The 26,161-nt window shown below is 71.5% G+C and carries 29 protein-coding genes; 19 read left to right on the top strand and 10 right to left on the bottom strand.

Translation table 11 applies throughout. The features are described from left to right. Positions 1–336: 336 nt before the first annotated feature. Both ACZ6C6_RS00670 and ACZ6C6_RS00665 read left to right on the top strand, forming a co-directional pair. Positions 337–1,284, top strand: coding sequence for a heme o synthase (locus ACZ6C6_RS00670; RefSeq protein ID WP_073968464.1), 948 nt, complete (start codon positions 337–339; stop codon positions 1,282–1,284). A gap of 92 nt (positions 1,285–1,376) precedes the next feature. After that, positions 1,377–1,739, top strand: coding sequence for a hypothetical protein (locus tag ACZ6C6_RS00665; RefSeq protein WP_469197695.1), 363 nt, complete (start codon positions 1,377–1,379; stop codon positions 1,737–1,739). 85 nt (positions 1,740–1,824) lie between these two features. On the opposite strand, the gene ACZ6C6_RS00660 is transcribed toward ACZ6C6_RS00665, so the two are convergent. The 3 genes from ACZ6C6_RS00660 to ACZ6C6_RS00650 form a co-directional block, all read right to left on the bottom strand. Then, complete coding sequence (locus ACZ6C6_RS00660; RefSeq protein WP_469197694.1) at positions 1,825–2,838, bottom strand: COX15/CtaA family protein; 1,014 nt, start codon at positions 2,836–2,838, stop codon at positions 1,825–1,827. A 75-nt stretch (positions 2,839–2,913) separates the two neighbouring features. Beyond that, positions 2,914–3,681, bottom strand: a complete 768-nt coding sequence (locus ACZ6C6_RS00655; RefSeq protein WP_469197692.1) for an ABC transporter permease — start codon at positions 3,679–3,681, stop codon at positions 2,914–2,916. After that, positions 3,678–4,610 carry an ABC transporter ATP-binding protein gene (locus ACZ6C6_RS00650; RefSeq protein WP_469197690.1) on the bottom strand — a complete coding sequence of 311 codons (933 nt, stop codon included), beginning with the start codon at positions 4,608–4,610 and terminating at the stop codon, positions 3,678–3,680. Before ACZ6C6_RS00650 ends, ACZ6C6_RS00655 begins: the two co-directional genes overlap by 4 nt. Before the next feature lie 136 nt (positions 4,611–4,746). On the opposite strand from ACZ6C6_RS00650, the gene ACZ6C6_RS00645 reads away from it, so the two are divergent. The 9 genes from ACZ6C6_RS00645 to ACZ6C6_RS00605 all read left to right on the top strand — a co-directional run bounded on the left by ACZ6C6_RS00645 (position 4,747) and on the right by ACZ6C6_RS00605 (position 11,764). Continuing rightward, positions 4,747–5,487: a helix-turn-helix transcriptional regulator gene (locus ACZ6C6_RS00645; RefSeq protein WP_469197688.1), complete on the top strand. Its 741-nt coding sequence runs from the start codon at positions 4,747–4,749 to the stop codon at positions 5,485–5,487. Beyond that, positions 5,484–6,905, top strand: a complete 1,422-nt coding sequence (sufB, locus tag ACZ6C6_RS00640; protein WP_469197686.1) for a Fe-S cluster assembly protein SufB — start codon at positions 5,484–5,486, stop codon at positions 6,903–6,905. Before ACZ6C6_RS00645 ends, sufB begins: the two co-directional genes overlap by 4 nt. Positions 6,906–6,965: 60 nt before the next feature. Further along, the gene (gene sufD / locus ACZ6C6_RS00635) at positions 6,966–8,147 is read left to right on the top strand and encodes a Fe-S cluster assembly protein SufD (protein WP_469197684.1); all 1,182 of its coding nucleotides are present in this window, start codon (positions 6,966–6,968) and stop codon (positions 8,145–8,147) included. Continuing rightward, positions 8,147–8,464, top strand: a complete 318-nt coding sequence (locus ACZ6C6_RS00630) for a bifunctional 3-phenylpropionate/cinnamic acid dioxygenase ferredoxin subunit (RefSeq protein ID WP_018555702.1) — start codon at positions 8,147–8,149, stop codon at positions 8,462–8,464. The genes sufD and ACZ6C6_RS00630 overlap by 1 nt, the downstream gene beginning before the upstream one ends. 7 nt (positions 8,465–8,471) lie before the next feature. Then, positions 8,472–9,236 (top strand): Fe-S cluster assembly ATPase SufC, encoded by a 765-nt coding sequence (gene sufC, locus ACZ6C6_RS00625; protein ID WP_073968339.1) that lies wholly within the window; start codon positions 8,472–8,474, stop codon positions 9,234–9,236. Continuing rightward, positions 9,233–10,489, top strand: coding sequence for a cysteine desulfurase (locus ACZ6C6_RS00620; RefSeq protein ID WP_469197681.1), 1,257 nt, complete (start codon positions 9,233–9,235; stop codon positions 10,487–10,489). The genes sufC and ACZ6C6_RS00620 overlap by 4 nt, the downstream gene beginning before the upstream one ends. 20 nt (positions 10,490–10,509) lie before the next feature. Next, the gene (gene sufU, locus ACZ6C6_RS00615) at positions 10,510–10,965 is read left to right on the top strand and encodes a Fe-S cluster assembly sulfur transfer protein SufU (protein ID WP_469197679.1); all 456 of its coding nucleotides are present in this window, start codon (positions 10,510–10,512) and stop codon (positions 10,963–10,965) included. After that, positions 10,962–11,300 (top strand): metal-sulfur cluster assembly factor, encoded by a 339-nt coding sequence (locus ACZ6C6_RS00610; RefSeq protein WP_018104628.1) that lies wholly within the window; start codon positions 10,962–10,964, stop codon positions 11,298–11,300. The genes sufU and ACZ6C6_RS00610 overlap by 4 nt, the downstream gene beginning before the upstream one ends. A gap of 98 nt (positions 11,301–11,398) precedes the next feature. Continuing rightward, positions 11,399–11,764: a VOC family protein gene (locus tag ACZ6C6_RS00605; RefSeq protein WP_469197677.1), complete on the top strand. Its 366-nt coding sequence runs from the start codon at positions 11,399–11,401 to the stop codon at positions 11,762–11,764. Here the strand turns inward: ACZ6C6_RS00605 and ACZ6C6_RS00600 are convergent. Beyond that, complete coding sequence (locus tag ACZ6C6_RS00600; RefSeq protein WP_469199253.1) at positions 11,761–12,780, bottom strand: DUF7847 domain-containing protein; 1,020 nt, start codon at positions 12,778–12,780, stop codon at positions 11,761–11,763. The genes ACZ6C6_RS00605 and ACZ6C6_RS00600 overlap by 4 nt on opposite strands. 121 nt (positions 12,781–12,901) lie before the next feature. On the opposite strand from ACZ6C6_RS00600, the gene ACZ6C6_RS00595 reads away from it, so the two are divergent. Both ACZ6C6_RS00595 and ACZ6C6_RS00590 read left to right on the top strand, forming a co-directional pair. Continuing rightward, positions 12,902–13,222 carry a DMT family transporter gene (locus ACZ6C6_RS00595; protein ID WP_469197675.1) on the top strand — a complete coding sequence of 107 codons (321 nt, stop codon included), beginning with the start codon at positions 12,902–12,904 and terminating at the stop codon, positions 13,220–13,222. After that, positions 13,222–13,758 carry a TetR/AcrR family transcriptional regulator gene (locus ACZ6C6_RS00590; protein WP_469197673.1) on the top strand — a complete coding sequence of 179 codons (537 nt, stop codon included), beginning with the start codon at positions 13,222–13,224 and terminating at the stop codon, positions 13,756–13,758. Before ACZ6C6_RS00595 ends, ACZ6C6_RS00590 begins: the two co-directional genes overlap by 1 nt. 7 nt (positions 13,759–13,765) lie before the next feature. Here the strand turns inward: ACZ6C6_RS00590 and ACZ6C6_RS00585 are convergent, their stop codons facing one another. Then, positions 13,766–14,020 (bottom strand): hypothetical protein, encoded by a 255-nt coding sequence (locus ACZ6C6_RS00585; RefSeq protein WP_469197671.1) that lies wholly within the window; start codon positions 14,018–14,020, stop codon positions 13,766–13,768. A gap of 3 nt (positions 14,021–14,023) precedes the next feature. After that, a complete protein-coding gene (locus tag ACZ6C6_RS00580) occupies positions 14,024–14,905 on the bottom strand; it encodes a winged helix-turn-helix transcriptional regulator (RefSeq protein ID WP_469197669.1) in 882 nt (293 codons plus the stop codon). A gap of 146 nt (positions 14,906–15,051) precedes the next feature. On the opposite strand from ACZ6C6_RS00580, the gene ACZ6C6_RS00575 reads away from it, so the two are divergent. Continuing rightward, positions 15,052–16,314, top strand: coding sequence for an MFS transporter (locus ACZ6C6_RS00575; RefSeq protein ID WP_469197667.1), 1,263 nt, complete (start codon positions 15,052–15,054; stop codon positions 16,312–16,314). Between the two features lie 10 nt (positions 16,315–16,324). Further along, a complete protein-coding gene (gene dapD / locus ACZ6C6_RS00570; protein WP_073968347.1) occupies positions 16,325–17,314 on the top strand; it encodes a 2,3,4,5-tetrahydropyridine-2,6-dicarboxylate N-succinyltransferase in 990 nt (329 codons plus the stop codon). A 227-nt stretch (positions 17,315–17,541) separates the two neighbouring features. Here dapD and ACZ6C6_RS00565 read toward each other — a convergent pair whose 3' ends face one another. Then, positions 17,542–18,258 (bottom strand): SDR family oxidoreductase, encoded by a 717-nt coding sequence (locus tag ACZ6C6_RS00565; protein ID WP_469197665.1) that lies wholly within the window; start codon positions 18,256–18,258, stop codon positions 17,542–17,544. 72 nt (positions 18,259–18,330) lie between these two features. On the opposite strand from ACZ6C6_RS00565, the gene ACZ6C6_RS00560 reads away from it, so the two are divergent. After that, on the top strand, positions 18,331–19,146 hold the full coding sequence (locus ACZ6C6_RS00560; protein ID WP_469197663.1) for a helix-turn-helix transcriptional regulator: 816 nt from the start codon (positions 18,331–18,333) through the stop codon (positions 19,144–19,146). A gap of 27 nt (positions 19,147–19,173) precedes the next feature. Here ACZ6C6_RS00560 and dapA read toward each other — a convergent pair whose 3' ends face one another. Further along, positions 19,174–20,067, bottom strand: coding sequence for a 4-hydroxy-tetrahydrodipicolinate synthase (gene dapA / locus ACZ6C6_RS00555; RefSeq protein ID WP_469197661.1), 894 nt, complete (start codon positions 20,065–20,067; stop codon positions 19,174–19,176). 383 nt (positions 20,068–20,450) lie between these two features. On the opposite strand from dapA, the gene ACZ6C6_RS00550 reads away from it, so the two are divergent. The 3 genes from ACZ6C6_RS00550 (at position 20,451) to ACZ6C6_RS00540 (ending at position 23,858) form a co-directional block, all read left to right on the top strand. Then, positions 20,451–21,974: a hypothetical protein gene (locus ACZ6C6_RS00550; protein WP_469197659.1), complete on the top strand. Its 1,524-nt coding sequence runs from the start codon at positions 20,451–20,453 to the stop codon at positions 21,972–21,974. 143 nt (positions 21,975–22,117) lie between these two features. After that, complete coding sequence (locus tag ACZ6C6_RS00545) at positions 22,118–23,581, top strand: alkaline phosphatase PhoX (protein WP_469197657.1); 1,464 nt, start codon at positions 22,118–22,120, stop codon at positions 23,579–23,581. Between the two features lie 46 nt (positions 23,582–23,627). Further along, positions 23,628–23,858, top strand: a complete 231-nt coding sequence (locus tag ACZ6C6_RS00540) for a CarD family transcriptional regulator (protein WP_018104640.1) — start codon at positions 23,628–23,630, stop codon at positions 23,856–23,858. A 73-nt stretch (positions 23,859–23,931) separates the two neighbouring features. Here the strand turns inward: ACZ6C6_RS00540 and ACZ6C6_RS00535 are convergent, their stop codons facing one another. Both ACZ6C6_RS00535 and ACZ6C6_RS00530 read right to left on the bottom strand, forming a co-directional pair. Then, positions 23,932–25,140: a TerD family protein gene (locus tag ACZ6C6_RS00535; protein WP_469197654.1), complete on the bottom strand. Its 1,209-nt coding sequence runs from the start codon at positions 25,138–25,140 to the stop codon at positions 23,932–23,934. A 95-nt stretch (positions 25,141–25,235) separates the two neighbouring features. Further along, on the bottom strand, positions 25,236–26,051 hold the full coding sequence (locus ACZ6C6_RS00530) for an NAD-dependent epimerase/dehydratase family protein (protein WP_469197652.1): 816 nt from the start codon (positions 26,049–26,051) through the stop codon (positions 25,236–25,238). Positions 26,052–26,161 lie beyond the last annotated feature (110 nt).

Genomic DNA, 26,161 nt, shown 5'->3' with positions numbered 1-26,161 from the left:
GGGTGCGGGCGGCCCGTGGAATCCGCCTCCCGTATGAGCGGAAGGGCTCACCGATGGGCTTCTCCGATGAGCGCGGAGACCCACTCCTGGGCGCTCCGAAGAGCGGCCCGGGGCGCGGTTGCGAGCACCCCGGAAGCGGGTCGCGCGAACCCTGCGACACCAGTGCGTCACTCGTGCGTACGAGGCGGTCCCCGGCGGCCGTCCGCGCCACATCAACACGACCCCACCCCCGCGAAGGGCGGCCTGCCCCCAACGTCTACAGTGGTCGGGTTCGCGCAAGTCTTCACTGGGCCCTCACGCCCGGAGCTTGCTGGGATTTCTCTGTCAGGGGTGTGCGTGACGGCCGTCGAGTCCCGACCCGCAGGGGTCGCCTTGACTCCGAGCCCAGGGGGCCAACGCCCATTCGGGGCCCGTGTCAAGGCATTCGTGGCACTGACCAAGCCTCGGATCATCGAGCTGTTGCTGATCACCACTGTTCCGGTGATGTTCCTGGCCGCTCAGGGTGTACCCGACCTGTGGCTCGTGCTCACTACCACCATCGGCGGCTACCTGTCCGCCGGCGGTGCCAATGCACTGAACATGTACATCGACCGCGACATCGACGCGCTGATGGACCGCACGTCGCAGCGCCCGCTGGTCACCGGCATGGTGAGCCCGCGCGAGTGCCTGGCGTTCGGCATCACCCTCGCGGTGGTCTCGACGGTCTGGTTCGGGCTGCTGGTCAACTGGCTGTCGGCGGCGCTGTCGCTGGGAGCCCTGCTCTTCTACGTCGTGATCTACACGATGCTGCTGAAGCGCCGCACCGCGCAGAACATCGTCTGGGGCGGCATCGCGGGCTGCATGCCGGTCCTCATCGGCTGGTCCGCCGTGACGAACGAGATGTCCTGGGCCGCGGTGATCCTCTTCGCCGTCATCTTCTTCTGGACGCCGCCGCACTACTGGCCGCTGTCGATGAAGGTGAAGGACGACTACGCGCGCGTAGGCGTCCCGATGCTCCCGGTCATCGCGTCCAACCGGGTGGTGGCCCGCCAGATCGTCGCCTACAGCTGGGTGATGGTCGCCGTCTCGCTGCTGCTCACCCCGCTGGGCTACACCGGCTGGTTCTACACGGCCGTGGCGCTGCTGACCGGCGGCTTCTGGCTCTGGGAGGCGCACGCGCTGCTCAGCCGGGCCAAGGCCGGGGTGACGGGCGCGAAGCTCAAGGAGATGCGGCTGTTCCACTGGTCGATCACCTATGTGTCGCTGCTCTTCGTCGCCGTGGCGGTGGACCCCTTCCTGCGGTAGAACCCCTGCTCCGTCCGACGGGCGGGGAGCGTGGCCGATGCCACGCTCCCCGCCCGTCGCCGGTTGATCTACCCGCCGGTAGCATCCTGTCCATGGCAGAGACGGCAGAGGCTGAGACCCAGCAGGTGGACGGCAGGCGGGCGGCGCGCGCGGAGCGCAGGGCGGCCCGGCTGGCCAAGCAGATCGGCGCCTTCGCGAAGGCGCACGGCGGTGCCGAGGGGCAGGTCGCCTACCTCGGGCAGATGGGCGCCCGCATCGTCCTGGTGGGCGACGACGGCGACTGGGGCGACCTGGTCGCACCCTCGTACGAGATCGCCGAGAGCGCCGCGCGGAAGTCCGGGATCACGCTCCACGAGTCCTTCGACGGCGAGTTCGCGGCGAAGGTGCGCACGGGCCCGTACGAGTGGAGCCGGATGGCCGGGATCCAGGTCGGCGGCCCGTCCAACGCGGCCTGAGGAACCACGAACGGACCGGGGCTCCCGCTCCGGCGGCGTAGAGCCGTGGAGCGGGAGCCCCGGTCCGTTCGTGTGCCTGCCCGGGTCAGCCGGCCGCGGCGGGCTCCGCCTGCTCGACCACCGGTGCCGGCACCCCGGCGGCGGCCACCGGCCGCTCCCGCAGCGACAGCAGTACGCGGACGACTCCGATCCACACCAGGCACGAGCCGAACATGTGCAGTCCGACCAGGATCTCCGGGGTGTCGGTGAAGTACTGCACATAGCCGATGACGCCCTGTGCCATCAGGATCAGGAACAGCTCACGCGTCCGGTGCAGCGGCCCGACGGGCGCGTCCACGGCCTTCAGGACGAACCAGAGCGCGACGGTCAGCGCCACCACGACCCAGGCCAGGTCCGCGTGCAGCTGGGCGACCATCTTCCAGTCGACCGGGATGCGGTGGACGTCGCTGGAGTCGCCCGCGTGCCGCCCGGCGCCGGTGACCACCGTGCCCACGGCGATCAGGAGCCCCGCCGCGACGGCCAGCAGCCAGGCCAGCTGTGCGACCGCCTTGCCCACCAGCGGGCGCGGTGCCTCGTCCCCCTCGCGGGTGCGCTGCCAGGTCATCAGGGCGACCGTGAGCAGCGCGGTGGAGAGCAGGAAGTGCGCGGCGACGGTGTACGGGTTCAGCCCGACGAGCACGACGATGCCGCCGAGAACCGCGTTGCCCATCACGATCCAGAACTGGACCCAGCCGAGCCGGGTGACGCCGCGCCGCCAGGGCTTCGCGGAACGGGCCGCGATGATCGCCCAGCCGACGGCCGCGCACAGCACGTACGTGAGCATCCGGTTGCCGAACTCGATGGCGCCGTGGAAGCCCATCGCGCTCGTCGCCGTCAGGCTCTCGTCGGTGCACTTCGGCCAGGTCGGGCAGCCGAGGCCGGAGCCGGTCAGCCGGACGGCGCCGCCGGTCACGACGATGACGACGGCCATCACGACCGCGGACATGGCCGCGCGGCGTACCGTCCGGGGCTCGGGCGTCCAGCGCTCGGCGATGTACAGGAGCGGATTGCGCAGGGCTTGAGCGACTTCGGCTCGGGTCAGCTTGGGCACGCGCACCATGGTAGGACGCCGCTTGTGCAAGCTTTCACGAGGGGGACGAGTTACGCGTAACGGCGACGGAACGCGTTTGCGGCCTCACTCCCAGCGGAAGAAACGGGCCGCCGCGCCGAGCCCCAGCACCGTCCAGACCGCGAGGATGCCCAGGTCGCCCCACGGCATTCCGGCGCCGTGCTGGAGGACGTCCCGCAGCCCGTCCGAGAGGGCCGAGATCGGCAGCAGGCCCAGTACCGTCTGGACCGCGTCCGGGAACTTCTCCAGCGGCACGATCACCCCGCCGCCCACCAGGAGCAGCAGGAAGACCAGGTTCGCCGCGGCGAGCGTCGCCTCCGCCTTCAGCGTCCCGGCCATCAGCAGCCCGAGCCCGGAGAAGGCGGCGGTCCCCAGCACCAGGAGCAGCAGCACTGCGAACGGGCTGCCGTGCGGCGACCAGCCGAGCGCGAAGGCGATCACCGTCAGCAGGACCACCTGAAGGATCTCGGTGACCAGCACGGACAGCGTCTTCGCGGTCATCAGCGCCCAGCGGGGCAGCGGTGAGGCGCCCAGCCGTTTGAGCACCCCGTAGCGCCGCTCGAATCCGGTGGCGATGGCCTGGCCGGTGAAGGCGGTCGACATGACGGCCAGGGCCAGCACGCCGGGCGTCAGGAAGTCGACCGGCTCGCCCGCGCCGGTGTCCACGATGTCCACGGCACTGAACAGCACGAGCAGCAGCGTCGGGATGACCACGGTCAGCAGCAGCTGCTCGCCGTTGCGCAGCAGCATCCGCGTCTCCAGCGCGGTCTGCGCGGCGATCATGCGCGGCAGCGGGGCGGCGCCCGGCCGGGGGGTGTACGTACCGGCGCTCATGCGCGCAGCTCCTTGCCGGTCAGTTCGAGGAAGACGTCCTCCAGGGTGTGGCGTTCGACGGAGATGCCGGAGGGCATCACGCCGTGCTGCGCGCACCAGGAGGTGACGGTGGCCAGCAGCTGCGGGTCGATGTCGCCCGTGATGCGGTACGTGCCGGAGCTCAGCTCGTCCGCCTGCGTACCGTCGGGCAGCGCCTTGAGCAGTGAGCCGAGGTCGAGCCCGGGGCGGCCGGTGAAGCGCAGGGTGTTCTCGGCACCGCCCCGGCACAGGGCCTCGGGGGAGCCCTGGGCGACGATCCGGCCGGCGTCGATGACGGCGACCTCGTCGGCCAGCTCCTCCGCCTCGTCCATGAAGTGGGTGGTGAGCACGACGCTCACGCCGTCGGCGCGCAGCTCCCGGACCAGGTCCCAGGTGGAGCGGCGGGCCTGCGGGTCGAGCCCCGCGGTGGGCTCGTCCAGGAAGACCAGCTCGGGCCGGCCGACGACCGCCATGGCCAGGGCGAGCCGCTGCTGCTGGCCGCCGGAGAGCCTGCGGTAGGAGGTCCGGCCGCAGGAGCCGAGGCCGAGGCGTTCGATCAGGGCGTCGACGTCGAGCGGGTGGGCGTGCAGCTTCGCCATGTGGCGGAGCATCTCGTCGGCGCGGGCGCCGGAGTAGATCCCGCCGGACTGGAGCATCACGCCGATCCGGGGGCGCAGTCGCGCGGCGTCGGCGACGGGGTCGAGGCCGAGGACCCGGACGGTCCCGCCGTCGGGGCGGCGGTATCCCTCGCAGGTCTCGATGGTGGTGGTCTTGCCGGCGCCGTTGGGGCCGAGCACGGCGGTGACCGCGCCGGCCGGGATCTCCAGGTCGAGGCCGTCCACCGCGGTCTTGGCGCCGTACCGCTTCACCAGGCCGCTGATCCGGACGGCCGGGCGGGGCTCGCTGTTCATGGCGAATGAGTCTAGGCAGCCGTCCGCCGGTCCCCGGCCCCGGGGCTTGATTAGGTGACCCTAAGTGATGGAGGGCACCATTGATCGTTTCGGACCGTGGTTGTCACGGCCGGAGGAATTACGCAACAATGGCGTTGTGAAATACGCGGGCGAGGCTCCTCAGGAGGAACTCGCGACCGGTGAGCGCTCGACGCGCAACCGCGTCGCGCGGTCCATCCTGGACCACGGCCCGTCCACCGTCGCGGAGCTGGCGAAGCGGCTGGGGCTCACCCAGGCCGCCGTGCGCCGCCATCTCGACGCGCTCGCCTGCGACGGCGTGGTCGAGGCCCGCGAGCAGCGGGTGTACGGGGCGCGGACCCGGGGCCGTCCGGCCAAGGTGTTCGCCCTCACCGACTGCGGCCGGGACGCCTTCGACCAGTCCTACGACACGCTCGCCGCGGACGCTCTGCGCTGGATCGCCGAGACCGCGGGCGAGGAAGCGGTCATGGCGTTCGCCCGGGCCAGGACCGCCGAGCAGTCGGCGGCCTACCGCGCGGCGATCGAGGCCGCGGACCCCGAGGCGCGTACGGAGGCGCTGGCCAAGGCGCTGTCCGCCGACGGGTACGCTGCTACGGCGCGCAGCGCGCCGGGCCCGCAGCAGGGTGAGCAGCTGTGCCAGCACCACTGCCCGGTCGCGCATGTCGCCGAGCAGTACCCGCAGCTGTGCGAGGCGGAGACGGAGATCTTCTCCAGCCTCCTGGGGACCCATGTGCAGCGTCTGGCCACCATCGCCCACGGCGACGGGGTGTGCACGACGTACATTCCGCGCAGCGGACACCCCACCCCACAGACCACCGATTCAGCATCTGCAAGCACGGCCGGGAGGAACCCCGCATGACGCTCCCCACGGAGACTGCCCACCCTGAGCTCGAAGGCCTGGGCACGTACGAATTCGGCTGGGCCGACTCCGACGAGGCAGGCGCGGCGGCCAAGCGCGGCCTCTCCGAGGCTGTCGTCCGCGACATCTCGGAGAAGAAGAACGAGCCGGACTGGATGCTGAAGCTGCGGCTCAAGGGCCTCCGCCTCTTCGGCAAGAAGCCGATGCCGAACTGGGGCTCGGACCTGTCGGGCATCGACTTCGACAACATCAAGTACTTCGTCCGCTCCACGGAGAAGCAGGCCGCGTCCTGGGACGACCTGCCCGAGGACATCAAGAACACCTACGACAAGCTCGGCATCCCGGAGGCGGAGAAGCAGCGCCTCGTCGCCGGTGTCGCCGCGCAGTACGAGTCCGAGGTCGTCTACCACCAGATCCGCGAGGACCTGGAGGAGCAGGGCGTCATCTTCGTCGACACCGACACCGCGCTGAAGGAGCACGAGGAGCTCTTCAAGGAGTACTTCGGCACCGTCATCCCGGTCGGCGACAACAAGTTCGCGTCGCTGAACACGGCCGTGTGGTCCGGCGGATCCTTCATCTACGTTCCCAAGGGTGTCCACGTGGACATCCCGCTCCAGGCCTACTTCCGTATCAACACGGAGAACATGGGCCAGTTCGAGCGGACGCTGATCATCGTGGACGAGGACGCCTACGTCCACTACGTCGAGGGCTGCACGGCCCCGATCTACTCCTCCGACTCGCTGCACTCCGCGGTGGTCGAGATCATCGTGAAGAAGGGCGGCCGCTGCCGCTACACGACGATCCAGAACTGGTCGAACAACGTCTACAACCTGGTCACCAAGCGCGCCGTGGCCTACGAGGGCGCGACCATGGAGTGGGTCGACGGCAACATCGGCTCCAAGGTCACCATGAAGTACCCGGCCGTCTACCTGATGGGCGAGCACGCCAAGGGCGAGACCCTGTCCATCGCCTTCGCGGGCGAGGGCCAGCACCAGGACGCCGGCGCCAAGATGGTCCACATGGCCCCGAACACCTCGTCCAACATCGTCTCCAAGTCGGTGGCGCGAGGCGGCGGGCGTACCTCCTACCGCGGCCTGATCGAGATCGGTGAGGGCGCGCCGGGCGCGAAGTCCAACGTCCTCTGCGACGCGCTGCTCGTGGACACGATCTCCCGGTCCGACACCTACCCGTACGTCGACGTCCGCGAGGACGACGTGTCGATGGGCCACGAGGCGACCGTCTCCAAGGTCTCCGAGGACCAGCTCTTCTACCTGATGAGCCGCGGCATGACCGAGTTCGAGGCCATGGCGATGATCGTGCGCGGCTTCGTCGAGCCGATCGCGAAGGAGCTCCCGATGGAGTACGCCCTGGAGCTCAACCGGCTGATCGAGCTGCAGATGGAGGGTTCGGTCGGCTAGTACGCCGCCGAACACGTCCTCGAAGAGTTCTTGACTGAGAAAGCGAGCACTACGACAGCCATGGCTGAGGCTCAGAACATCCCCGCGGGGTCCACCACCGCCGGTTCCATCGCGGTGGCCGCGGAGTCGACCGTCGCCACGCGCATGAGCGCACCCCCGTCCTTCGACGTAGCGGACTTCCCCGTCCCGCACGGCCGTGAGGAGGAGTGGCGGTTCACCCCGCTGGAGCGGCTGCGCGGCCTGCACGACGGCACCGCCGCCGCCACCGGCAGCGGTGTGAAGGTCGCCGTCGAGGCCCCCGCGGGCGTCGTGGTCGAGACCGTCGGCCGCGACGACGCCCGGCTGGGCAGGGCCGGCAAGCCGGTCGACCGGGTGGCCGCGCAGGCGTACTCCTCCTTCGAGCAGGCGCACGTCGTCACGGTCCCCAAGGAGGCCGTGCTGAGCGAGCCGATCCGGATCGCCGTGCACGGCGAGGGCGGTGTCGCCTACGGCCACCAGGTCGTGGAGCTGGGTGCCTTCGCGGAGGCCGTCGTCGTCATCGACCACACCGGTGACGCGGTGCTCGCCGCCAATGTCGACTACGTCCTGGGCGACGGCGCCAAGCTGACCGTCGTCTCCGTGCAGGACTGGGACGAGAGCGCGGTCCACGTCGGCCAGCACAACGCGCTGGTCGGCCGGGACGCCTCCTTCAAGTCCGTCGTCGTCACCTTCGGCGGCGACGTGGTCCGGCTGCACCCCCGGGTCGCCTACGCGGGCACCGGCGGCGATGCCGAGCTGTTCGGCCTCTACTTCACCGACAAGGGCCAGCACCAGGAGCACCGCCTCCTGGTCGACCACAACACCCCGCACTGCAAGTCGAACGTGGCCTACAAGGGCGCGCTCCAGGGCGACGAGGCGCACGCGGTGTGGATCGGCGACGTGCTCATCCAGGCCGCCGCCGAGGGCACCGACACCTACGAGATGAACCGCAACCTGGTCCTCACGGACGGCGCGCGGGTCGACTCCGTGCCGAACCTGGAGATCGAGACCGGCGAGATCGTCGGCGCCGGCCACGCCTCCGCGACCGGCCGCTTCGACGACGAGCAGCTGTTCTACCTCCAGTCCCGGGGCATCCCGGCCGAGGAGGCCCGCCGCCTCGTCGTCCGCGGCTTCTTCGCCGAGCTGGTCCAGCAGATCGGTCTGCCGGACGTCGAGGCCCGGCTGCTCGACAAGATCGAGGCCGAGCTGGAGGCGTCGGTCTGATGGCCTTCGTCAAAGCCTGTGCGCTGAGCGAGCTGGAGGACGACACCCCCAAGCGGGTGGAGCTCGACGGCACGCCGGTCTCCGTCGTCCGCACCGAGGGCGAGGTGTTCGCGATCAACGACATCTGCTCGCACGCGAACGTCTCGCTGTCCGAGGGCGAGGTCGAGGACTGTTCGATCGAGTGCTGGCTGCACGGATCGAGCTTCGACCTCCGCACCGGCAAGCCGTCCGGCCTTCCCGCGACGCGCCCCGTCCCCGTATACCCCGTCAAGATCGAAGGGGACGATGTGCTCGTCTCCGTCACCCAGGAGTCCTGAGTCACCCATGGCAACGCTTGAAATCCGCGACCTGCACGTCTCCGTCGAGGCCGACAACGCCACGAAGGAGATCCTCAAGGGCGTCGACCTGACCGTGAAGCAGGGCGAGACCCACGCCATCATGGGCCCCAACGGGTCCGGCAAGTCCACCCTCGCGTACTCCCTCGCAGGCCACCCCAAGTACACGATCACCAGCGGCACGGTGACCCTGGACGGCGAGGACGTCCTGGAGATGTCCGTGGACGAGCGGGCCCGCGCCGGCCTGTTCCTCGCCATGCAGTACCCGGTCGAGATCCCCGGTGTCTCGGTCTCCAACTTCCTGCGTACCTCCGCCACCGCCGTCCGCGGCGAGGCGCCCAAGCTGCGTACCTGGGTCAAGGAGGTCAAGGAGACGATGGCGCAGCTCCAGATGGACCCGGCCTTCGCCGAGCGCAACGTCAACGAGGGCTTCTCCGGCGGTGAGAAGAAGCGCCACGAGATCCTTCAGCTGGAGCTCCTCAAGCCGAAGGTCGCCATCCTGGACGAGACCGACTCCGGTCTGGACGTCGATGCCCTGCGCATCGTCTCCGAAGGCGTCAACCGGGTCCGCGAGACCGGCGAGGTCGGCACCCTGCTGATCACGCACTACACCCGGATCCTCCGGTACATCAAGCCCGACTTCGTGCACGTGTTCGCCAACGGCCGGATCGCCGAGTCCGGCGGCGCCGAGCTGGCCGACAAGCTGGAGAACGAGGGCTACGAGGCATACGTGAAGGGTGGCGCTGCCGCGTGACATATCTGCCGGGCCTCCTCGACACCGAGGCGATCCGCAAGGACTTCCCCCTCCTGGACCGCACGGTCCACGACGGCAAGAAGATCGTGTACCTGGACAGCGCGGCGACCTCGCAGAAGCCGCGCCAGGTCCTCGACGCCCTCAACGAGTACTACGAGCGCCACAACGCCAATGTGCACCGGGGCGTGTACACGATCGCGGAGGAGGCCACGGCGCTGTACGAGGGCGCCCGTGACAAGGTCGCCGCCTTCATCAACGCGCCCAGCCGCGACGAGGTCATCTTCACGAAGAACGCCTCGGAGTCGCTGAACCTCGTGGCCAACATGCTCGGCTGGGCCGACGAGCCCTACCGGGTCGACCACGAGACCGAGATCGTCACCACGGAGATGGAGCACCACTCCAACATCGTTCCCTGGCAGCTGCTCTCGCAGCGCACGGGCGCGAAGCTGAAGTGGTTCGGCATCACCGACGACGGCCGGCTCGACCTGTCCAACATCGACGAGGTCATCACCGAGAAGACGAAGATCGTCTCCTTCACGCTGGTCTCGAACATCATGGGCACGCACAACCCGGTCGAGCAGATCGTCCGCCGCGCCCAGGAGGTCGGTGCGCTCGTCTGCGTCGACGCCTCCCAGGCGGCCCCGCACATGGTGCTCGACGTGCAGGCGCTCCAGGCCGACTTCGTGGCCTTCACGGGTCACAAGATGGTCGGTCCGACCGGCATCGGCGTGCTCTGGGGACGGCAGGAGCTCCTGGAGGACCTGCCCCCGTTCCTGGGCGGCGGCGAGATGATCGAGACCGTGTCGATGCACTCCTCGACCTATGCGCCCGCGCCGCACAAGTTCGAGGCCGGTACGCCCCCGATCGCCCAGGCCGTCGGCCTCGGCGCGGCCGTGGACTACCTCTCGGCGATCGGCATGGAGAACATCCACCGCCATGAGCAGGCCATCACCGCCTACGCGGTGAAGCGCCTCCTTGAGGTGCCGGACCTGCGGATCATCGGCCCGGCCACCGCGGAGGACCGCGGCGCGACGATCTCCTTCACGCTCGGCGACATCCATCCGCACGACGTGGGGCAGGTGCTGGACGAACAGGGCATCGCGGTCCGGGTCGGCCACCACTGCGCCCGCCCGGTCTGCCTGCGGTACGGAATTCCTGCGACGACGCGAGCGTCGTTCTATCTGTACTCCACGCCCGCCGAGGTCGACGCCCTGGTGGACGGCCTGGAACACGTCCGGAATTTTTTCGCCTAGACGCGGCTGGGGATTGACTCGTGAAGCTGGATTCCATGTACCAGGAAGTGATCCTGGACCACTACAAGCACCCGCACGGGCGCGGTCTGCGGGACGGCGACGCCGAGGTGCACCACGTCAATCCGACGTGTGGTGACGAGATCACGCTGCGGGTGCGGTACGACGGCGAGACCATCGCCGACGTGAGCTACGAGGGCCAGGGCTGCTCCATCAGCCAGGCCAGCGCCTCCGTGCTGAACGACCTGCTGGTCGGCAAGGAACTGGCCGAGGCGCAGAAGATCCAGGCCGCGTTCCTGGAACTGATGCAGTCGAAGGGGCAGCTGGAGCCCGACGACGCGATGGAGGAGGTGCTGGAGGACGCGGTCGCGTTCGCCGGTGTCTCCAAGTACCCGGCCCGGGTGAAATGCGCGCTGCTGAGCTGGATGGCGTGGAAGGACGCGACGGCGCAGGCGCTGTCCGAAGGGAAGACCGCATGAGCGACAACGAGACCGTGACGACCAAGCCCGCCTCCGAGGAGGAGGTCCGCGAAGCGCTGTACGACGTGGTCGACCCCGAGCTGGGCATCGACGTCGTCAACCTGGGGCTGATCTACGGCATCCACATCGACGACGCCAACATCGCCACCCTCGACATGACGCTGACGTCCGCGGCCTGTCCGCTGACCGATGTCATCGAGGACCAGGCGAAGTCCGCGACGGACGGCATCGTCAACGAGCTCCGGATCAACTGGGTCTGGATGCCGCCGTGGGGGCCCGACAAGATCACGGACGACGGTCGCGAGCAGCTGCGCGCGCTCGGCTTCAACGTCTGAGCATCCGCGTACGACGCGTACGACCTGAAAACGGCCCCGGCTTCCGCCGGGGCCGTTTCGGCGTTGTGGGCACGGGGCGCGCCGGGCAGACTCTGTCCATGGCTCTTCGCTTCTACCAGCTCGCCGTCGATGCCCACGATCTCCCCGCCCAGGCGCGTTTCTGGTGTGCCGCCCTGGACTGGCGGGTGCTCTACGAGGACGCGCACGAGATCGTCATCGGTGCCGACGAGACGGCGCTGCCCGGCATCTGCTTCGTGCCCGTGCCCGAGGACAAGGCGGTCAAGAACCGGCTGCACATCGACCTCTCCCCGGACGACCAGGCCGCCGAGGTCGAGCGGCTGATCGGGCTCGGTGCCCGGCGCATCGAGGTCGGCCAGCCGTCGGACGTGACGTGGGTGGTGCTGGCCGATCCCGAGGGCAACGAGTTCTGCGTACTGCGTCCGAAGGAGAAGCTGACCGACTAGGGCGTGTACGGCGGTGGCACGGCGGCGGCCTCGGTGAGGACCGGGGCCAGGTTCTCGGTGCGGATGCGCCGGTCCACGTACAGCAGGCCCGTCACCAGCGGCGGGAACACGGCGACGATCAGCTGGCCCACGAGCTGGCCGAGCGCCGCGAGGACCAGGTAGCCGCCGAGAGCGGTGATGATCGCGGCCGGGTGCGTGTTGTCGTCCACGGTGGTGCTGCCGAGTGCGCCGGTGAACATGCCGAGGAAGTTGAACGGCAGCTGGATGATGTAGCTCACCGCGGAGGCGATGAGGCTCGCGAGGAGCATCATGCCGAAGATCCGCCACCAGTCGCCGCGCACCAGCAGGGCCGAGCGGCGGAGCGACGCCATGGGGCCCTGGTTCTCGAAGACGGCGGCCGAGGGGGCGAGCGACATCCGCACCCAGAGCCAGAGGACCAGCGGGACGAGGGCGAGGAAGCAGACCGCGCCCACGACGATCAGCGTCACCGCGCCCCCGCCGCCGTCCGTGGCGACCGCGGCGATGATGCCCGCGGTGAGCGCGCCCACCGCCAGCACCATCGGCACCATCGTGATCAGCCCGGTCAGCAGGAGCGTGCCGATCACCGCGGGCGTCCGCGCCCAGGCCCGCCGCCAGACCGCGGAGAACGTCGTGGGGCGGCCCAGTACCGCTTCCTGGAGGACCGCCGGCACCGCCGCGTAGACCACGGCCGAGGCGATCACCATCGCGAGGAGCCCGAGCAGCGCGACCACGCCGAACGCCACCAGCACCGGGACCACGTCTCCCGAGGCGGCGCTCTCGCCCTCGTCCAGGTCGAACAGCCGGTCGAGATGGTCCGAGACCGCCCCGTAGGCGACGGCGACCGCCACGCCCACCACGACCAGCGCGCCGCCGTACAGCGCGGCCCCCACCGCGAAGAGCTGCTTGCCGTAGCGGCCCAGCGTCGAGAACGCGCCGTTGAATATGTCCCCGAGCTTCAACGGCCCCAGGGGTATGACCCCCGGCTTCGGCGGCATCCAGCCTCCGCCGCCCCAGCCGCCCCACCCTGCGTCCTGCGCCACTGCTGCTCCCGCCCGTCTGTTCGATCTGTGCTGAACGGACCACGGTAGCGGCAAGGCGTTGCGTACACTTGTACACATGGGATACGGACTGCTCGCCGCGGCCATCGCGGCGGAGGTGGCGGGGACGACCGCCATGAAATACAGCGAGGGATTCACCCGGCTCTGGCCGTCCCTGATCACCGTCGCCGGTTATCTGCTGGCCTTCTCGCTGCTCGCCCAGACCCTCAAGACCCTGTCCGTCGGCACCGCCTACGCGATCTGGGCGGGCGTCGGCACCGCGGCCGTGGCGCTCATCGGGATGTTCTTCCTGGGCGAGTCCGCCACGTTGCTCAAGGCGCTCGGCATCCTGCTGGTCATCGCCGGTGTGGTGGTGCTCAACCTGGGCGGGGCGCACTGATGGCCCGCCGCTACGACCCCGAGCGGCGCGACCGGATCATCGACGCGGCGCTCCGGGTGGTCGGAGAGCGGGGCATCGCCGGGCTGAGCCACCGCTCCGTCGCCGCCGAGGCGGATGTGCCGCTGGGGTCGACCACGTACCACTTCGCCTCGCTGGACGAACTGCTGGTCGCCGCCCTGCGCCGGACCAACGAGAACTTCGCCGCCGTCCTGCGCGAAAGCCCCGCCCTCGCCGACCCGGACGCGGACCTCGCCGCCGAACTCGCCCGGCTGCTCGGGGAGTTCTTCGCGGGCGGACGCGGCCGGGCCGAGCTGGAGTACGAGCTGTATCTCGCCGCCGTGCGCAGGCCCGCGCTGCGCCCGGTCGCCGCCGAGTGGACCGACGGCGTGACCGCGCTGCTCCGCCCCCGCACGGACCCGGCCACCGCGCGCGCCCTGGTCGCCCTGATGGACGGCATCTGCATCCAGGTGCTGCTCACGGGCGGCGCGTACGACGAGGCGTACGCGCGCGAGATGCTGGGGCGGGTCGCGGGCTGAAGCCCCCTCAGCGCAGGGTCGGTCCGGCGAACCAGCGGACGATGCGCGGGGTGGCCGTCACGGTGGACCCCGGGTGGCGCGAGCCGTGATGGTCGGCCGTGCCGAGATCGACGACCGGGGCGTGCACGCCGTTCCCGGCCAGTGCCGCGCGGCGGCGGTCGGTGTTCTCGGTGGTCGCCTGCTCGTCGCCGGACGCCATGCGGAGGCGCACCGGCACGCATTGGCGGATGCTCCCGGCCTCGTCGGGGGCTACCCCCCGCATGGGTCAGCGACTTCCCGCGTCCCGCGCCGCCGCCAGGGCCGCTCGCACGCTGTCCTCGATGTCGGTGACCGGATACTGCACGTCGCGGACCGTGCGGTCTCGGTCCACCAGCAGGGTCAGCCGCTTGGCGCGGACGACCCCGCCCGCGCGGAACGTCGGCAGCCGCAGCGCGGCGGTCAGCTCCAGGTCGGCGTCGGACAGGAGCGGGAAGCGCAGGCGCTCCGCCTCGGCGAAGGCCGCCTGTTCGTCGGGGCGTTGCGTCGAGACGCCGTGCACGCTCGCGCCCGCCGCCGTGAAGTCGGACAGCCGGTCGCGGTAGGTGCACGATTCGAGCGTGCAGCCGCGGGCGCCGGGGATGCCGGACCAGCCCGGGGGATAGGACTCCTGGCGGGCGTAGGCACCGGGGAAGAAGTACAGAACGGTGTACGGGGTGGTGGCGACCGGGTCCCGGCGGTCACCGTCCGCGCCCGGCAGGGTCAGCTCCGGCACGCGCGTCCCGCGCAGCGCGTGCACGCGTGCGGCCTCCCGCGAGGACTCCTCCGTGGTCGCCATCGTCTCCCCGTCTCCCATCACCCAGGCGTCGCCCCAGTCCTGGAGCGCGATCAGTACCGGCAGCAGGGCGCGGCCGCGCGGGGTCAGCCGGTACTCGTACCGCGCCGGCCGCTCCTGGTACGGCTCCCGGGAGAGCACTCCCGCGTCGACCAGCAGCCGTAGCCGTTCCGTCAGGACCTTGCGGGAGACGCCGAGTTCGCGCTGGAGGGCGTCGAACCGGTGCACGCCGCGCGCCGCGTCCCGCACGATCAGCAGGGTCCACCAGTCGCCGACCACGTCGAGCGCCTGTGCGATGGCGCAGTCGGCGTCGGCCTGGCTGACGCGCTGGGGCATGGGGCCTCCTCGTGCTCCGGGACTGCCATTCAACTCCATCGGGCCGCGTTGACCTGCGGAATCCATGCTGCCATAGTCAGTTCCCAAAAGGAACTCACTGGCTTCGCCGGTGGTGTTCCGCCGGATTGCGCTGGGGAGGGTGTCGGATGGGGATACTGAGAGGCGTGCCGCGCACGGTGCGGCTGCTGGCCTTCGGGGCGTTCATCAACGCCGTGGTGAGCTTCACCTTCGTCTACCTCTTCGTCTATCTGACGGGCCCGCGCGGGCTCTCCGTCGCGCAGGCCGGGCTGCTCACCGGCATCGGCGGCATCGGTCTGGTCGCGGGGAACTTCACCGGCGGCTGGTTCGGCGACCGCTACGGGCACCGCCGGATGCTGCTGCTCGGCGCCTGCGTGAGCGGTGCGGTGCTCGTGGCCCTGCCCCTGCTGCCGCTCGCCGCGCTGTACGCCGCGCTGCCGCTCGCCCAGTACGCGAGCGGCGTCGTGCGCGCCGCGAACTCGGCACTGATCGCCGTCTCCGTCCCGGAGGGCGGCCGGCGCCAGAGCTTCGCCCTGACCCGCTTCGCCTCCAACGGCGGCTTCACCCTCGGACCGCCCGCCGGAGCGCTGATCGCCGCCCGCTTCTCGTACGACTGGCTGTTCCTCGTCGACGGCGTGGGCACCCTGCTCTTCGCCTGTTACGCGGCCCGCATCCTCCCCGCCCGGGGCACCGCGCACTCCCGCCCCGCGCCCCCGCCGGCCGGCGCCCCGGGGCTGTGGCGCGAACTGCTGGCCCGGCCCGCCGTGCCGGTCCTGCTCGCCGCGATCGTCTGCGTGGACGTCGTCTACCGCCAGCAGTACTCCACCCTGCCCGTCTTCCTCGCGGACCACGGCCACGGCACCGCGTTCTACGGCTGGCTCATCGCCGTCAACGGCGGGGTCATCCTCTGCCTGGAACTGCCCGCCGCCCACGCCCTGCGCGCCCGCGCCCCGCTGGGCATCATCGGCGCCGGACTGCTGCTGGTCGCGGCCGGGTACGCGCTGCTGATCCCGGGTGCCGGGGCCGGGTACGCCATCCTGATGATGGTCTCCCTCACCCTCGGCGAGATCCTGTACAAGACCCCCGCCACGGCCTACGTCGCCGACCAGGCGCCCGCCCACGCGCAGGGCCGCTTCCAGAGCCTGTACGCGGGAGCCTCGATCAGCGGCCAGGTCCTGGCTCCGCCCCTCGGCGGTGCCCTGTACGCCGCCGCGCCCGGACTGCTCTGGCCCGCCTGCGTGGTGCTCGCCTGTGCGGCGGGGTGCGCGGTGCTCGCGGCCCGGCGGCTTTCCGTGCCGGCCGGGACGGCGGTGGTGGCCGAGGGGCCCGGTCCGGCGGCGCGCCGCCCGGACGCTGGGACGGGTTCGCCCGCGCGGCCCCGGTCCGGTTAGGTTTCTGGTCATGACCGACACGACTTCCACCCGTACCACCGGCGCCGTCGCCGCCGGCCTCGCCACCATCGCCGGCGACGGTTCCGTCCTCGACACCTGGTTCCCCGCCCCCGAGCTCACCGCCGAGCCCGGCCCCGCCGGAACCGAGCGGCTCGGCCCCGACCAGGCCGTCAACCTGCTCGGCGAGGGCGCCGCCAAGGCCATCGGCGTCGACGCCCGCCGCGGGGTCGAGGTCGTCGCCGTGCGCACGGTCATCGGATCCCTGGACGACAAGCCGCTCGACGCCCACGACGTCTACCTGCGCCTGCACCTGCTCTCGCACCGCCTGGTCCAGCCGCACGGGCAGAACCTGGACGGCATCTTCGGCCACCTCGCCAACGTCGCCTGGACCTCGCTGGGCCCGGTCGCCGTGGACGACCTGGAGAAGGTGCGGCTCAACGCCCGCGCCGAGGGCCTGCACCTCCAGGTCACCTCCGTCGACAAGTTCCCGCGCATGACGGACTACGTGGCGCCGAAGGGCGTGCGGATCGCCGACGCCGACCGGGTCCGCCTCGGCGCGCACCTCGCCTCCGGCACGACCGTGATGCACGAGGGCTTCGTCAACTTCAACGCCGGCACGCTCGGCACGTCCATGGTCGAGGGCCGCATCTCCGCCGGCGTCGTCATCGGTGACGGCTCGGACATCGGCGGCGGTGCCTCCACGATGGGCACGCTCTCCGGCGGCGGCAAGGAGCGCATCGTGATCGGCGAGCGCTGCCTGGTCGGCGCGGAGGCCGGGGTCGGCATCGCGCTCGGCGACGAGTGCGTCGTGGAGGCCGGTCTGTACGTCACCGCCGGCACCCGGGTCACCATGCCGGACGGCCAGGTGGTCAAGGCCCGCGAGCTCTCCGGCGCCTCGAACATCCTCTTCCGCCGCAACTCGGTCACCGGAGCCGTCGAGGCCCGTCCGAACAACGCGGTCTGGGACGGCCTCAACGACGTCCTGCACAGCAACGACTGAGAGGTCGCGCGGACAAGACGGGGTGGTGGTGCCCCGGTGGCAGGACAGGCACAGGTTCTGACGATCACTGAGCTGCGACGCTCCGTGATCGTGGGAGGGACCTGTGCCTGTGTCGCCTTCACTCCACCTCGCCGGCGCCATCGTCCCGTACGGAGCCTGATCCGCCAGGCATGGACGACCCACCGCCGGGACACCCGTCCCCGACGCCGCCCATGACGGATCACCGATCACCAGGGCACGGGGGTTCCGTCCCAGGAGAAGAAGCCACCGGTGGGGCCGTCGTCCGGCAGCAGGGCCAGGCGGAGGGCCCCGCGCGCCGCCTCGGCCGGGTCGCCGCCGACAGCCGCGGCCCGGGAGTTGAGATCGGTGGCCCGCACGCCGGGGGCGAGCGCGTTGACCTTGAAGCCGTCCTCGGCCAGCGTCTGGGCGTAGAAGACGGTGAGGGCGTTGAGGGCGGCCTTGGACGACCGGTAGGCGGCACCGTTGCCGTTTCCCGGGGTGAACTGGGGGTTGGGATTCGTGCTCCAGGTCAGCGACGCGGTGCCACTGGAGATGTTGACGACGCGGGGGTGCGGGGACCGGCGCAGGGCGGGCAGGAAGGCATTGGTCACCGCCAATACCCCCATGACGTTGGTCTCGTACGTGCGCCGGTATTCCTCGACGAGGGTGTCGGCCGGCGAGGCGAGAGACGGTGAGATGCCGGCGTTGTTGACCAGTACGTCCAGGCGTTCCACCTGAGCTGCGGCTTGTGCGATGCCGTCGGGATCCGTCACGTCGAGGACCAGCAGCCGGGCGCCGGGACCGATCTCCTCGACGGCCCGCTGTCCGCGCCCCGGGTCGCGGGCCCCCACGTACACGGTGAGGCCCTCGGCCGCGAGGAGCCGGGCGATGTGCTTGCCGATGCCCTTGTTGGCACCGGTGACCAGAGCTGTGCGATCGTTCATGGAAACTACGGTCCCCCGGCGGCGGGTGCCCTGCCAGGGACTGTCTGTACCAGGTAGGCGGCAGGAGGTGGCATGGCGCGGCAGGAGCTGGCCCGCTTCCTGCGGGAGCGTCGGGCGGGCCTGCGTCCGCCCGAGGCCGGGCTGACGACGACGGGCACCGCCCGCCGTACGCCGGGCCTGCGCCGTGAGGAAGTGGCGGAGCTCGCCCACATGTCGGTCGACTACTACACGCGGCTGGAGCAGGCCCGGGGACCGCGGCCATCGCCCCGGATCCTGGACGCCCTGGCCCAGGTCCTGCGGCTCACACCGGCCGAGCGCAGCCACCTGTTCCGCCTGGCGGGATCGAACGCGCCGCCCGGCCGCAATGCCGTGCGGCGGGTGCGCCCGCACGTGGCCCGGATGCTGGAGCGGCTGCCGGAGACCGCTGCCGTCGTCACCGACGCGGCGTACGGCGTCGTCGCCTGGAACCCCTTGGCCCAGGCGCTGCTCGGCGGCGACCTGGGGCGCGGGACGACGAACCTGGCCCGGCGCCGCTTCCTGGGCCAGGGACGGATGTATGAGAGCTCCAGCGCCGAGGAGTTCGGGAACATCGTGGTGGCGCGGCTTCGCCGGGCCGCCGACCGCTACCCGCACGACCCGCGGGTGACCGCCCTGCTGGCCGAACTGCACGTCGGCAGCGAGGAGTTCCGGCAGATCTGGCAGACACGTCCGGTCCACGCCCCCGGGCACCGTACCAAGACCCTGGACCACCCCGAGGCCGGCCCGCTGCGGTTGAACTGCGACGTCCTGCTCGTGCCCGAGGACGACCAGGAAGTCGTCCTGATCACCGCCGACCCCGGATCACCCGCCGTGCGGGCCCTCCACAGGCTGGCCGGGCGGGCGGCCTGAGGCGAGAGGCGTGACAACGCGCGAGCTCTAAGCGGCCACGAGGAGTTCCTCGTACGCCGCACGCAGCCCGTCGGACGCCTCGCGCCCGGCGGGCTGCAGCGGTTCGCGGACCGGGCCCGCGGCCAGCAGCGCCTTCGCGGTCACCGTGCCGGGCAGCCCGGACGCCATCATCAGCGCGGTCAGCGGGGCGAGGCGCGCGTTCAGCCGGGCCGCCCCGGCGGTGTCCCCGGCGTCGAACGCGTCCAGTACCGCCCGCATCCGGCCCGGCACCACGTTGGCGACCGTGCTGACGTACCCGGAGCCGCCCACCGCGTACAGCGGCAGGTTCAGCTCCTCGCAGCCCGAGTAGTAGGCGAGCCCGCCGGACGCGATCACCCGGGTCGCCGTCAGCAGGTCCTGCGAGCAGTCCTTCACGGCCACGACGCGCGGGTGCTCCGCGAGCCTGAGCAGGGTCTCCGGCTCGATGCGGGTGCCGGTGCGGCCGGGGATGTCGTACAGCATCACCGGCAGGCCCGCCGCGTCCGCGATCCGCCGGAAGTGCGCCTCCACGGCCGCCTGCGGGGGCCTGCTGTAGTACGGGGTCACCACCAGGAGCCCGTCCGCGCCCGCCCGTTCCGCCTGGTGCGCCAGCTCGACCGTGTGCCGCGTGTCCGCGGTGCCGACGCCCGCCACCAGCGGCACGTCCGGGCCGACCGCGTCGCGTACCGCGCGCAGCAGATCCGCCTTCTCCGCGTCGGAGGTGGTCGGGGACTCGCCGGTCGTGCCACTGAGCACCAGCCCGTCGCAGCCGCCCGCGACCAGCGCGGCGGCGTGCGCGGCGGCGGCGTCCCGGTCGAGGGCGCCGTCCGCGGTGAAGGGCGTGATCATGGCACAGAGGGCGCGGCCGAAGGGGCGCGGGCGGGCAGCGGCGGAAGGCGTCATGTCCGCAGTCTCGGTCCGCCGGACCGTGAAGGTCCACTTAGATCTGCTGCGGGTGAAGGTGAAGCAACGCTCAAGTGTACGGTCCGACCGTGCGGCGCGGGCGTCCGGGCGCTCGGACGGCGAGCACGGCGGGCAGGTCGGAGCGGGCGGCGGTACGCGGAGGTACGCCCCGGATTCCGGCACGGGCGGCCCGGTGCGACGCGGGCCGGTCCGGGGCGCCGGACCGCGTGACCGCATTCCGGTCGGCGCGCGGCGAAATGCGTCTAGGCTTGGGGCGTGTTCCGGAACTGCGGCCCCCGCCGGGCGGCGCGGAACACGTTCTGGCCCCGGTCCCGTATCCGGCCCGGCGGCCGACATCCCGTACGTTCCGAGGAGACCCCCTGATGTCCGCAGAGCGCCCGACCCTGCCGCCGGTCCGGCTGCACACCGAGGCCGAGCTGGCACGGGACGCGCTGGCCGCGCCGCTGCTCGCCCGTGCCGCCCGGCTCGCCCGCTGGGCCGGTCCGGACACCAGGGTCGGCGCCGGCGGCGAGCTGGTCGACGCGCAACTGCCCGCCGCCGCCGAACTCCTCGGCCTCACCCCCGACGAGGACGGCGCGGCCGAGGCCAGCGAGGCGTGGCGGCTCGCCGTCGACACCGGACTCGTCGACATCGAGGACCCCGCCGGGGAGACGGGCGACCCGGACGACGGCTTCGGCGGAGAGGGCGGCTTCGGCGAGGACGAGGAGCCCGGGGCCGGGGGCGAGGAACCGGCCGGGACCGTCACGCCCGGCGAGAACCTGGCGCTGCTGACCGGGGGTTCCCCGGCGGACGTCCTCGCGATCTGGCTCGACGGCCTGGAGGCCGCGTACGCCGACGCCACCGCGCCCGCCTTCGACGACTTCGCGGACCTCATCGGCGAGGACGGCTCGGTCGACTTCGACGCGCTCGACTGGGACCCGGAGACCGAGACGGAGTTCCTGGACGGCGTCCTCGGCAACCTGTACCTGCTCACCGTCGGCGAAGGGGCGGACGGGGCCGCCGTGCCGCTGCCCGCGCTCGCCGCCTCGGTGATCGTCCCCGACGACATGGGCGAGCCCACCGACGACATCCTGGAACAGGTCTCGGACGCGATGATGCGGCTGGACGACCAGTTCCGGGTCCTCGAACCGATCGGCATCGTCGAGTACCAGCCGGTGGACGAGGCGCTGCTGGTCGAGGAGGGCGAGGACGCCCCGGCCCCGGGCGACGAGGAGGACGTCACCCGTTACGGCATGGTCCGGCTGACCCCGCTCGGCCTCTACGGCATCCGCGCCCGCATGCTCGACGCCGGGGTGGACGCCCCGGCGATCGGCGACCTCGCGGACAAGGGCGCCGACGCGCTCCTCGGCGGCGTCGCCCACTACCCGGAGGCCGCGGCCCGCGCCGAGATCCAGCTGTGGCTCACCCGCCGGGGCGCGGACGGCGCCGCCGCCGAACTGCTGGACGCCGCACGGGGCGCGGACGAGCTGGGTCCGCTGCGCCGCCTGCACTGCCAGCAGGCGCTCGCCCTGGTCGGCGCCGAGGCGGAGCCCGCCGTGCGCGCGGTGCTGGACGACCCGGAACTCGGCGGCCTGGCCCGGGTCTGGCTCGCCGAGCGCGGCGCGGAGGGCGTCCCGGCGCCCTCCGAGGAGATGATCTTCTGGCTCGCCATCGACACGATCGCCGCCCAGCTGGAGGCCGCCGGCGACCTCGAAGAGCTCCAGGGCCTGGTGGAGGGCCTGTCCGGCCGGCACAGCGGCTTCTTCGAGGAGGCGTGGCGCGTCGACCACCCGGCCACGGCGGACGTCCTGGAGGCGATGGGGCGGCTGCACAGCGACAAGAAGCAGGCCAAGGACGCCCGCAAGGCCGCGTTCAAGGCGCGTTCGCGCGGCGGTTCGGCCGACTGAACGGCGTACCACGACGGGGTGCGGGGCGACCGAAGTTCACCGAACGGGTCGCCCCGAAGTCGTCGCGGGTTCAACTGGTGTTGGGGAACGGACGGAACGGTGAGCCCGTCAACAGCACGCCCCCGCAGCACCAGGAGTACGTGATGGCCTTCACGCGCAGGGAATTCACCAGACAGTCCGCCCTCACCGGCGCCGGCATCGCCCTCACCGGAACCGTCGCCGCGCTGGCCACCGCGCCCGGCGCCCTCGCCGCCGGGGACCCGGCCCACGGCCACGGCCATGGTCACGACGACCACGACCACGGCCACGACCGCGAACCCGGCTACGGCCCGCTGCGCTCCGACCCGAAGGGCATACTCGCGCTGCCCGCCGGTTTCTCGTACCGGATCATCACGCACTGCGGGGTCACCAAGCTGGAGAGCGGTGAGTACACCCCGTCCAACCACGACGGCACGGCCGCCTTCGAGGGCCCGCGCGGGGTGACCCTCCTGGTCAACAACCACGAGCTCAAGGGCACCCGGGCCGAATGGGAGCACCCCGTGCCCCTCACCGACGGCCTGGTCTACGACCCGGTCGCGGCGGGCGGCTGCACTGTCGTGGAGACCCGCCGCGACGGCCGCACCGCCGAGTGGGTCGGCATCGCCGGCACCTCGACCAACTGCGCGGGCGGCGCGACTCCCTGGGACACCTGGCTCACCTGCGAGGAGACCGAGGACAAGGCCGGCAAGAACGGTCTCCTGAAGGACCACGGCTACGTCTTCGAGGTCGACCCGTACGACAAGCGCGCCAACCGCTCGCCGCGCCCGATCAAGGCGTTCGGCCGGTACGCGCACGAGGCGGTCGTCATCGACCCCAAGCAGGGCCACGCCTACCTCACCGAGGACGCGTCGGGCCCCAACGGGCTGCTCTACCGCTGGGTGCCGCCGCACGGCTTCCGGCACGGCCGGGGCAAGCTGCGCACCCTCGCCGACGACGCGGGCGTGCTCCAGGCGTTCAAGTGCTTCGACAAGACCGGGAAGTTCGTCGACGACCTCTCGCGGGCCACGAAGACCGGCACCGTGTACGGCGTCGACTGGGTGGACGTGCCGGACCGCGACGCGAAGTCCGTCTCGGTGCGCAAGCAGTTCGCGGACGGCGCGGTCACCCGCGCCCGCAAGCTGGAGGGCATGTGGTGGGCCGACGGCGGCGCGTACATCGTATCCTCCTTCGCCCGTAGCGAGAGCCCCGTCCAGCACGACGGCCAGGTGTGGTTCTACGACCCGAAGCGCCGCACGCTGACCCTGAAGGTGCTCCTGGGCGTCAACCCGGACCCGTCGAAGGACGGCGCGTTCGACGGCCCGGACAACATCACCGTCTCGCCGCACGGCGGCCTGGTCATCGCGGAGGACGGCGAGGGCGTCCAGCACCTCTTCGGGGCCACCGAGAGCGGCCGTACGTACGCGATCGCGCGCAACGAGCTGAACATCGGCAGCGCGGAGGAGCCGGAGTACAGCGAGTTCACCGGGGTCACGTTCTCGCCGGACGGGCGCACGCTGTTCGCCAACATCCAGACCCCGGGGATCATGGTCGCGATCACCGGTCCGTGGAAGCGGCAGCCCAACCGTTAACTGCTGGGCATGGCGTCGGGCTCTCCGGGGGCGCATACTCGACTTAATGAAACAGTCAGCCGGCTCCCGGCGCCACCTGCCGTCCAGTCCCTTCAACCGCCCGGCCCAGGCGGCCCCACCGGTCGAATTGTTCGACGTGGGTGACCGGGTCTCGCACGACCAGTTCGGTCTCGGGCGCGTCCTCGCCGTCGAGGGCGACAACGACGCGGTGCTCATCGACTTCGCGGGCCGCCAGGGCCGCATCATGAGCCCGTACTCCAAGCTCACCAAGCTCTGAGGCCGTCACAGGGGCCGTCCGCCAGCCGCGCGGACGGCCCCTTGACCATGCTCGGGGGCCGGGGCGCGGGGCCCTACAGCGCCTGGGCGGCCGGTTTGACCATGCCCCGGACGGTCCGGGACTTCACGAAGTCACCGATCGCGGTCATCTCCCACTCGCCGGAGAACTGCTTGATCAGCTTCGCCATCAACACGCCGGTCTGCGGCTCGGCCCCGGTCAGGTCGAAGCGGACCAGCTCCTCGTCCGTGGCGGCGTCCACCAGCCGGCAGTACGCCTTGGCGACCTCGGTGAACTTCTGGCCCGTGAACGAGTTGACCGTGAACACCAGGCCGGTCGCCTCCGCGGGGATCTGCCCCAGGTCGACGGTGATCACCTCGTCGTCCCCCGCGCCCTCACCGGTGAGGTTGTCCCCGGAGTGCTTGATCGCGCCGTTCAGGATGGACAGCTTGCCGAAGTAGCAGCTGTCCAGGTGGTTGCGCCGGGGCCCGTACGCGATGACCGAGGCGTCCAGGTCGATGTCCTTGCCCCGGAAGGCCGGCTCCCAGCCGAGGCCCATCTTGACCCGGGAGAGCAGCGGGCGCCCCGCCTTGACCAGCGAGACCGTCTCGTTCTTCCGGAGGCTGACCCGGCCCTTGTCCAGGTTGATCCGGCCGGGTGCGGCCGGTGCGGGCGCGGCCGGTGCGGGGGTGGCCGGGGGCGCGGGGGCGGTGACCGGCGCCGGGGCGGCGACCGGGGCCGGGGGCGCCGGGGCGACCGCCGGGGGAGCGGGCGTGGCGGCGGGCTCCTCGACCGAGACGCCGAAGTCCGTGGCGATGCCCGCCAGGCCGTTCGCGTAACCCTGGCCGACCGCTCGGACCTTCCAGGCGCCGCCGCGCCGGTAGATCTCCATGATCACGAGCGCGGTCTCGGCGCCCAGCTGGGGCGGGGTGAAGGAGGCGATCACGGAGCCGTCGTCCGCGTTGCGCACGGTGGCGGTCGGCTCGACGCCCTGGAAGGTCCGGCCTGCGGCGTCCGGGCTTGCCGTGACGACGATCTTCTCGATGCCGGGGGGCACCGTCGCGGTGTCCACGACGACGGCGTCCGGCGCGCTGCCGCCGCCGGAGCGGTAGCTCACGCCGGGGCCCGTGGGCTGGTTGTAGAAGATGAAGTCGTCGTCGGAGCGCACCTTGCCGTCGGCGGTGAGCAGCAGGCCCGAGACGTCGAGCCGCACGGGCGCGGCGACGTCCACCGCCACGCGGACGGCGTTGAGCGGGAGGTTCGAGCCGGGTGTCATTGCGGTCATGTCCGGATGAACGAACGACCCGGCTTTGCCGTTCCCTTACCTTTCGACGGCTTCGCCCGGACGGCGGAATGCCAATGCCCCCTTCCGGGCCCTGCTCAGTGCGGCCAGACCGGCGGGTTGGTGCAGAAGTGGCCGCCGAGGTGGGCGTGGTCCGGGTTGGCCGGGTCCAGCTCGCCCTGCTCCGCGACGAGCTTCGCCGCGTACGGCTCCGAGTCGTCCTGCGGCTCGTAGCCCAGCGCGCGGGCCGAGGTGAGGTCCCACCACAGGCGGGTGTTGTCCGAGGAGCCGTGCACGACGGTGTGTCCGACGCCCTCGGCGGTGAGCGCGGCGTCGAAGAGCCGGGCGCCGTCGGCCGGGCTCATCCACACCGAGAGCATCCGTACGGAGGTCGGCTCCGGGAAGCAGGAGCCGATCCGGACGGAGACCGTCTCGATGCCGTGCAGGTCCCAGTACAGCTGGGCGAGGTCCTCGCCGAACGACTTGGAGAGGCCGTAGAAGGTGTCGGGGCGGCGCGGGGTCCCGATCGGGATCAGCGGATCGCCGGGGAGCGGGCGCGGCGTGAAGCCCACCGCGTGGTTGGAGGAGGCGAAGACGACGCGCCGGACGCCGGCCTCGCGCGCCGCCTCGTACAGGTTGTACGTGCCCTCGATGTTGGCCTTGAGGATCTTCTCGAAGGAGGCTTCCAGGGAGATGCCCGCGAGGTGGATGATCGCGTCGACCCCGGTCACGGCCGCGCGCAGCGCCTCCCGGTCCCCGAGGTCGGCCGTGATCGCGTCCGGCTCGCCCTCGATCGGCACCATGTCGAACAGGCGCAGCGTGTAGCCGTGGGCGGGCAGCAGCTCGCGCATCAGCGTGCCGAGGCCGCCGGCGGCGCCGGTGAGCAGGACGGTGCGGGGCTTTTCGGCGGGCATGCGGGGTCTCCTCTTGGATCAGATTCACATGCGTGGACAAGGTATGCGGGGGTCCGGGGGGCGTCAAGGGAATCCTGGGAGGGGTGGTCCGGACCGGGGCGTCGTCGCCT

The organism is Streptomyces sp. NPDC041814, from assembly GCF_055590565.1.
This window is presented reverse-complemented; position numbering and strand designations above follow the sequence as displayed.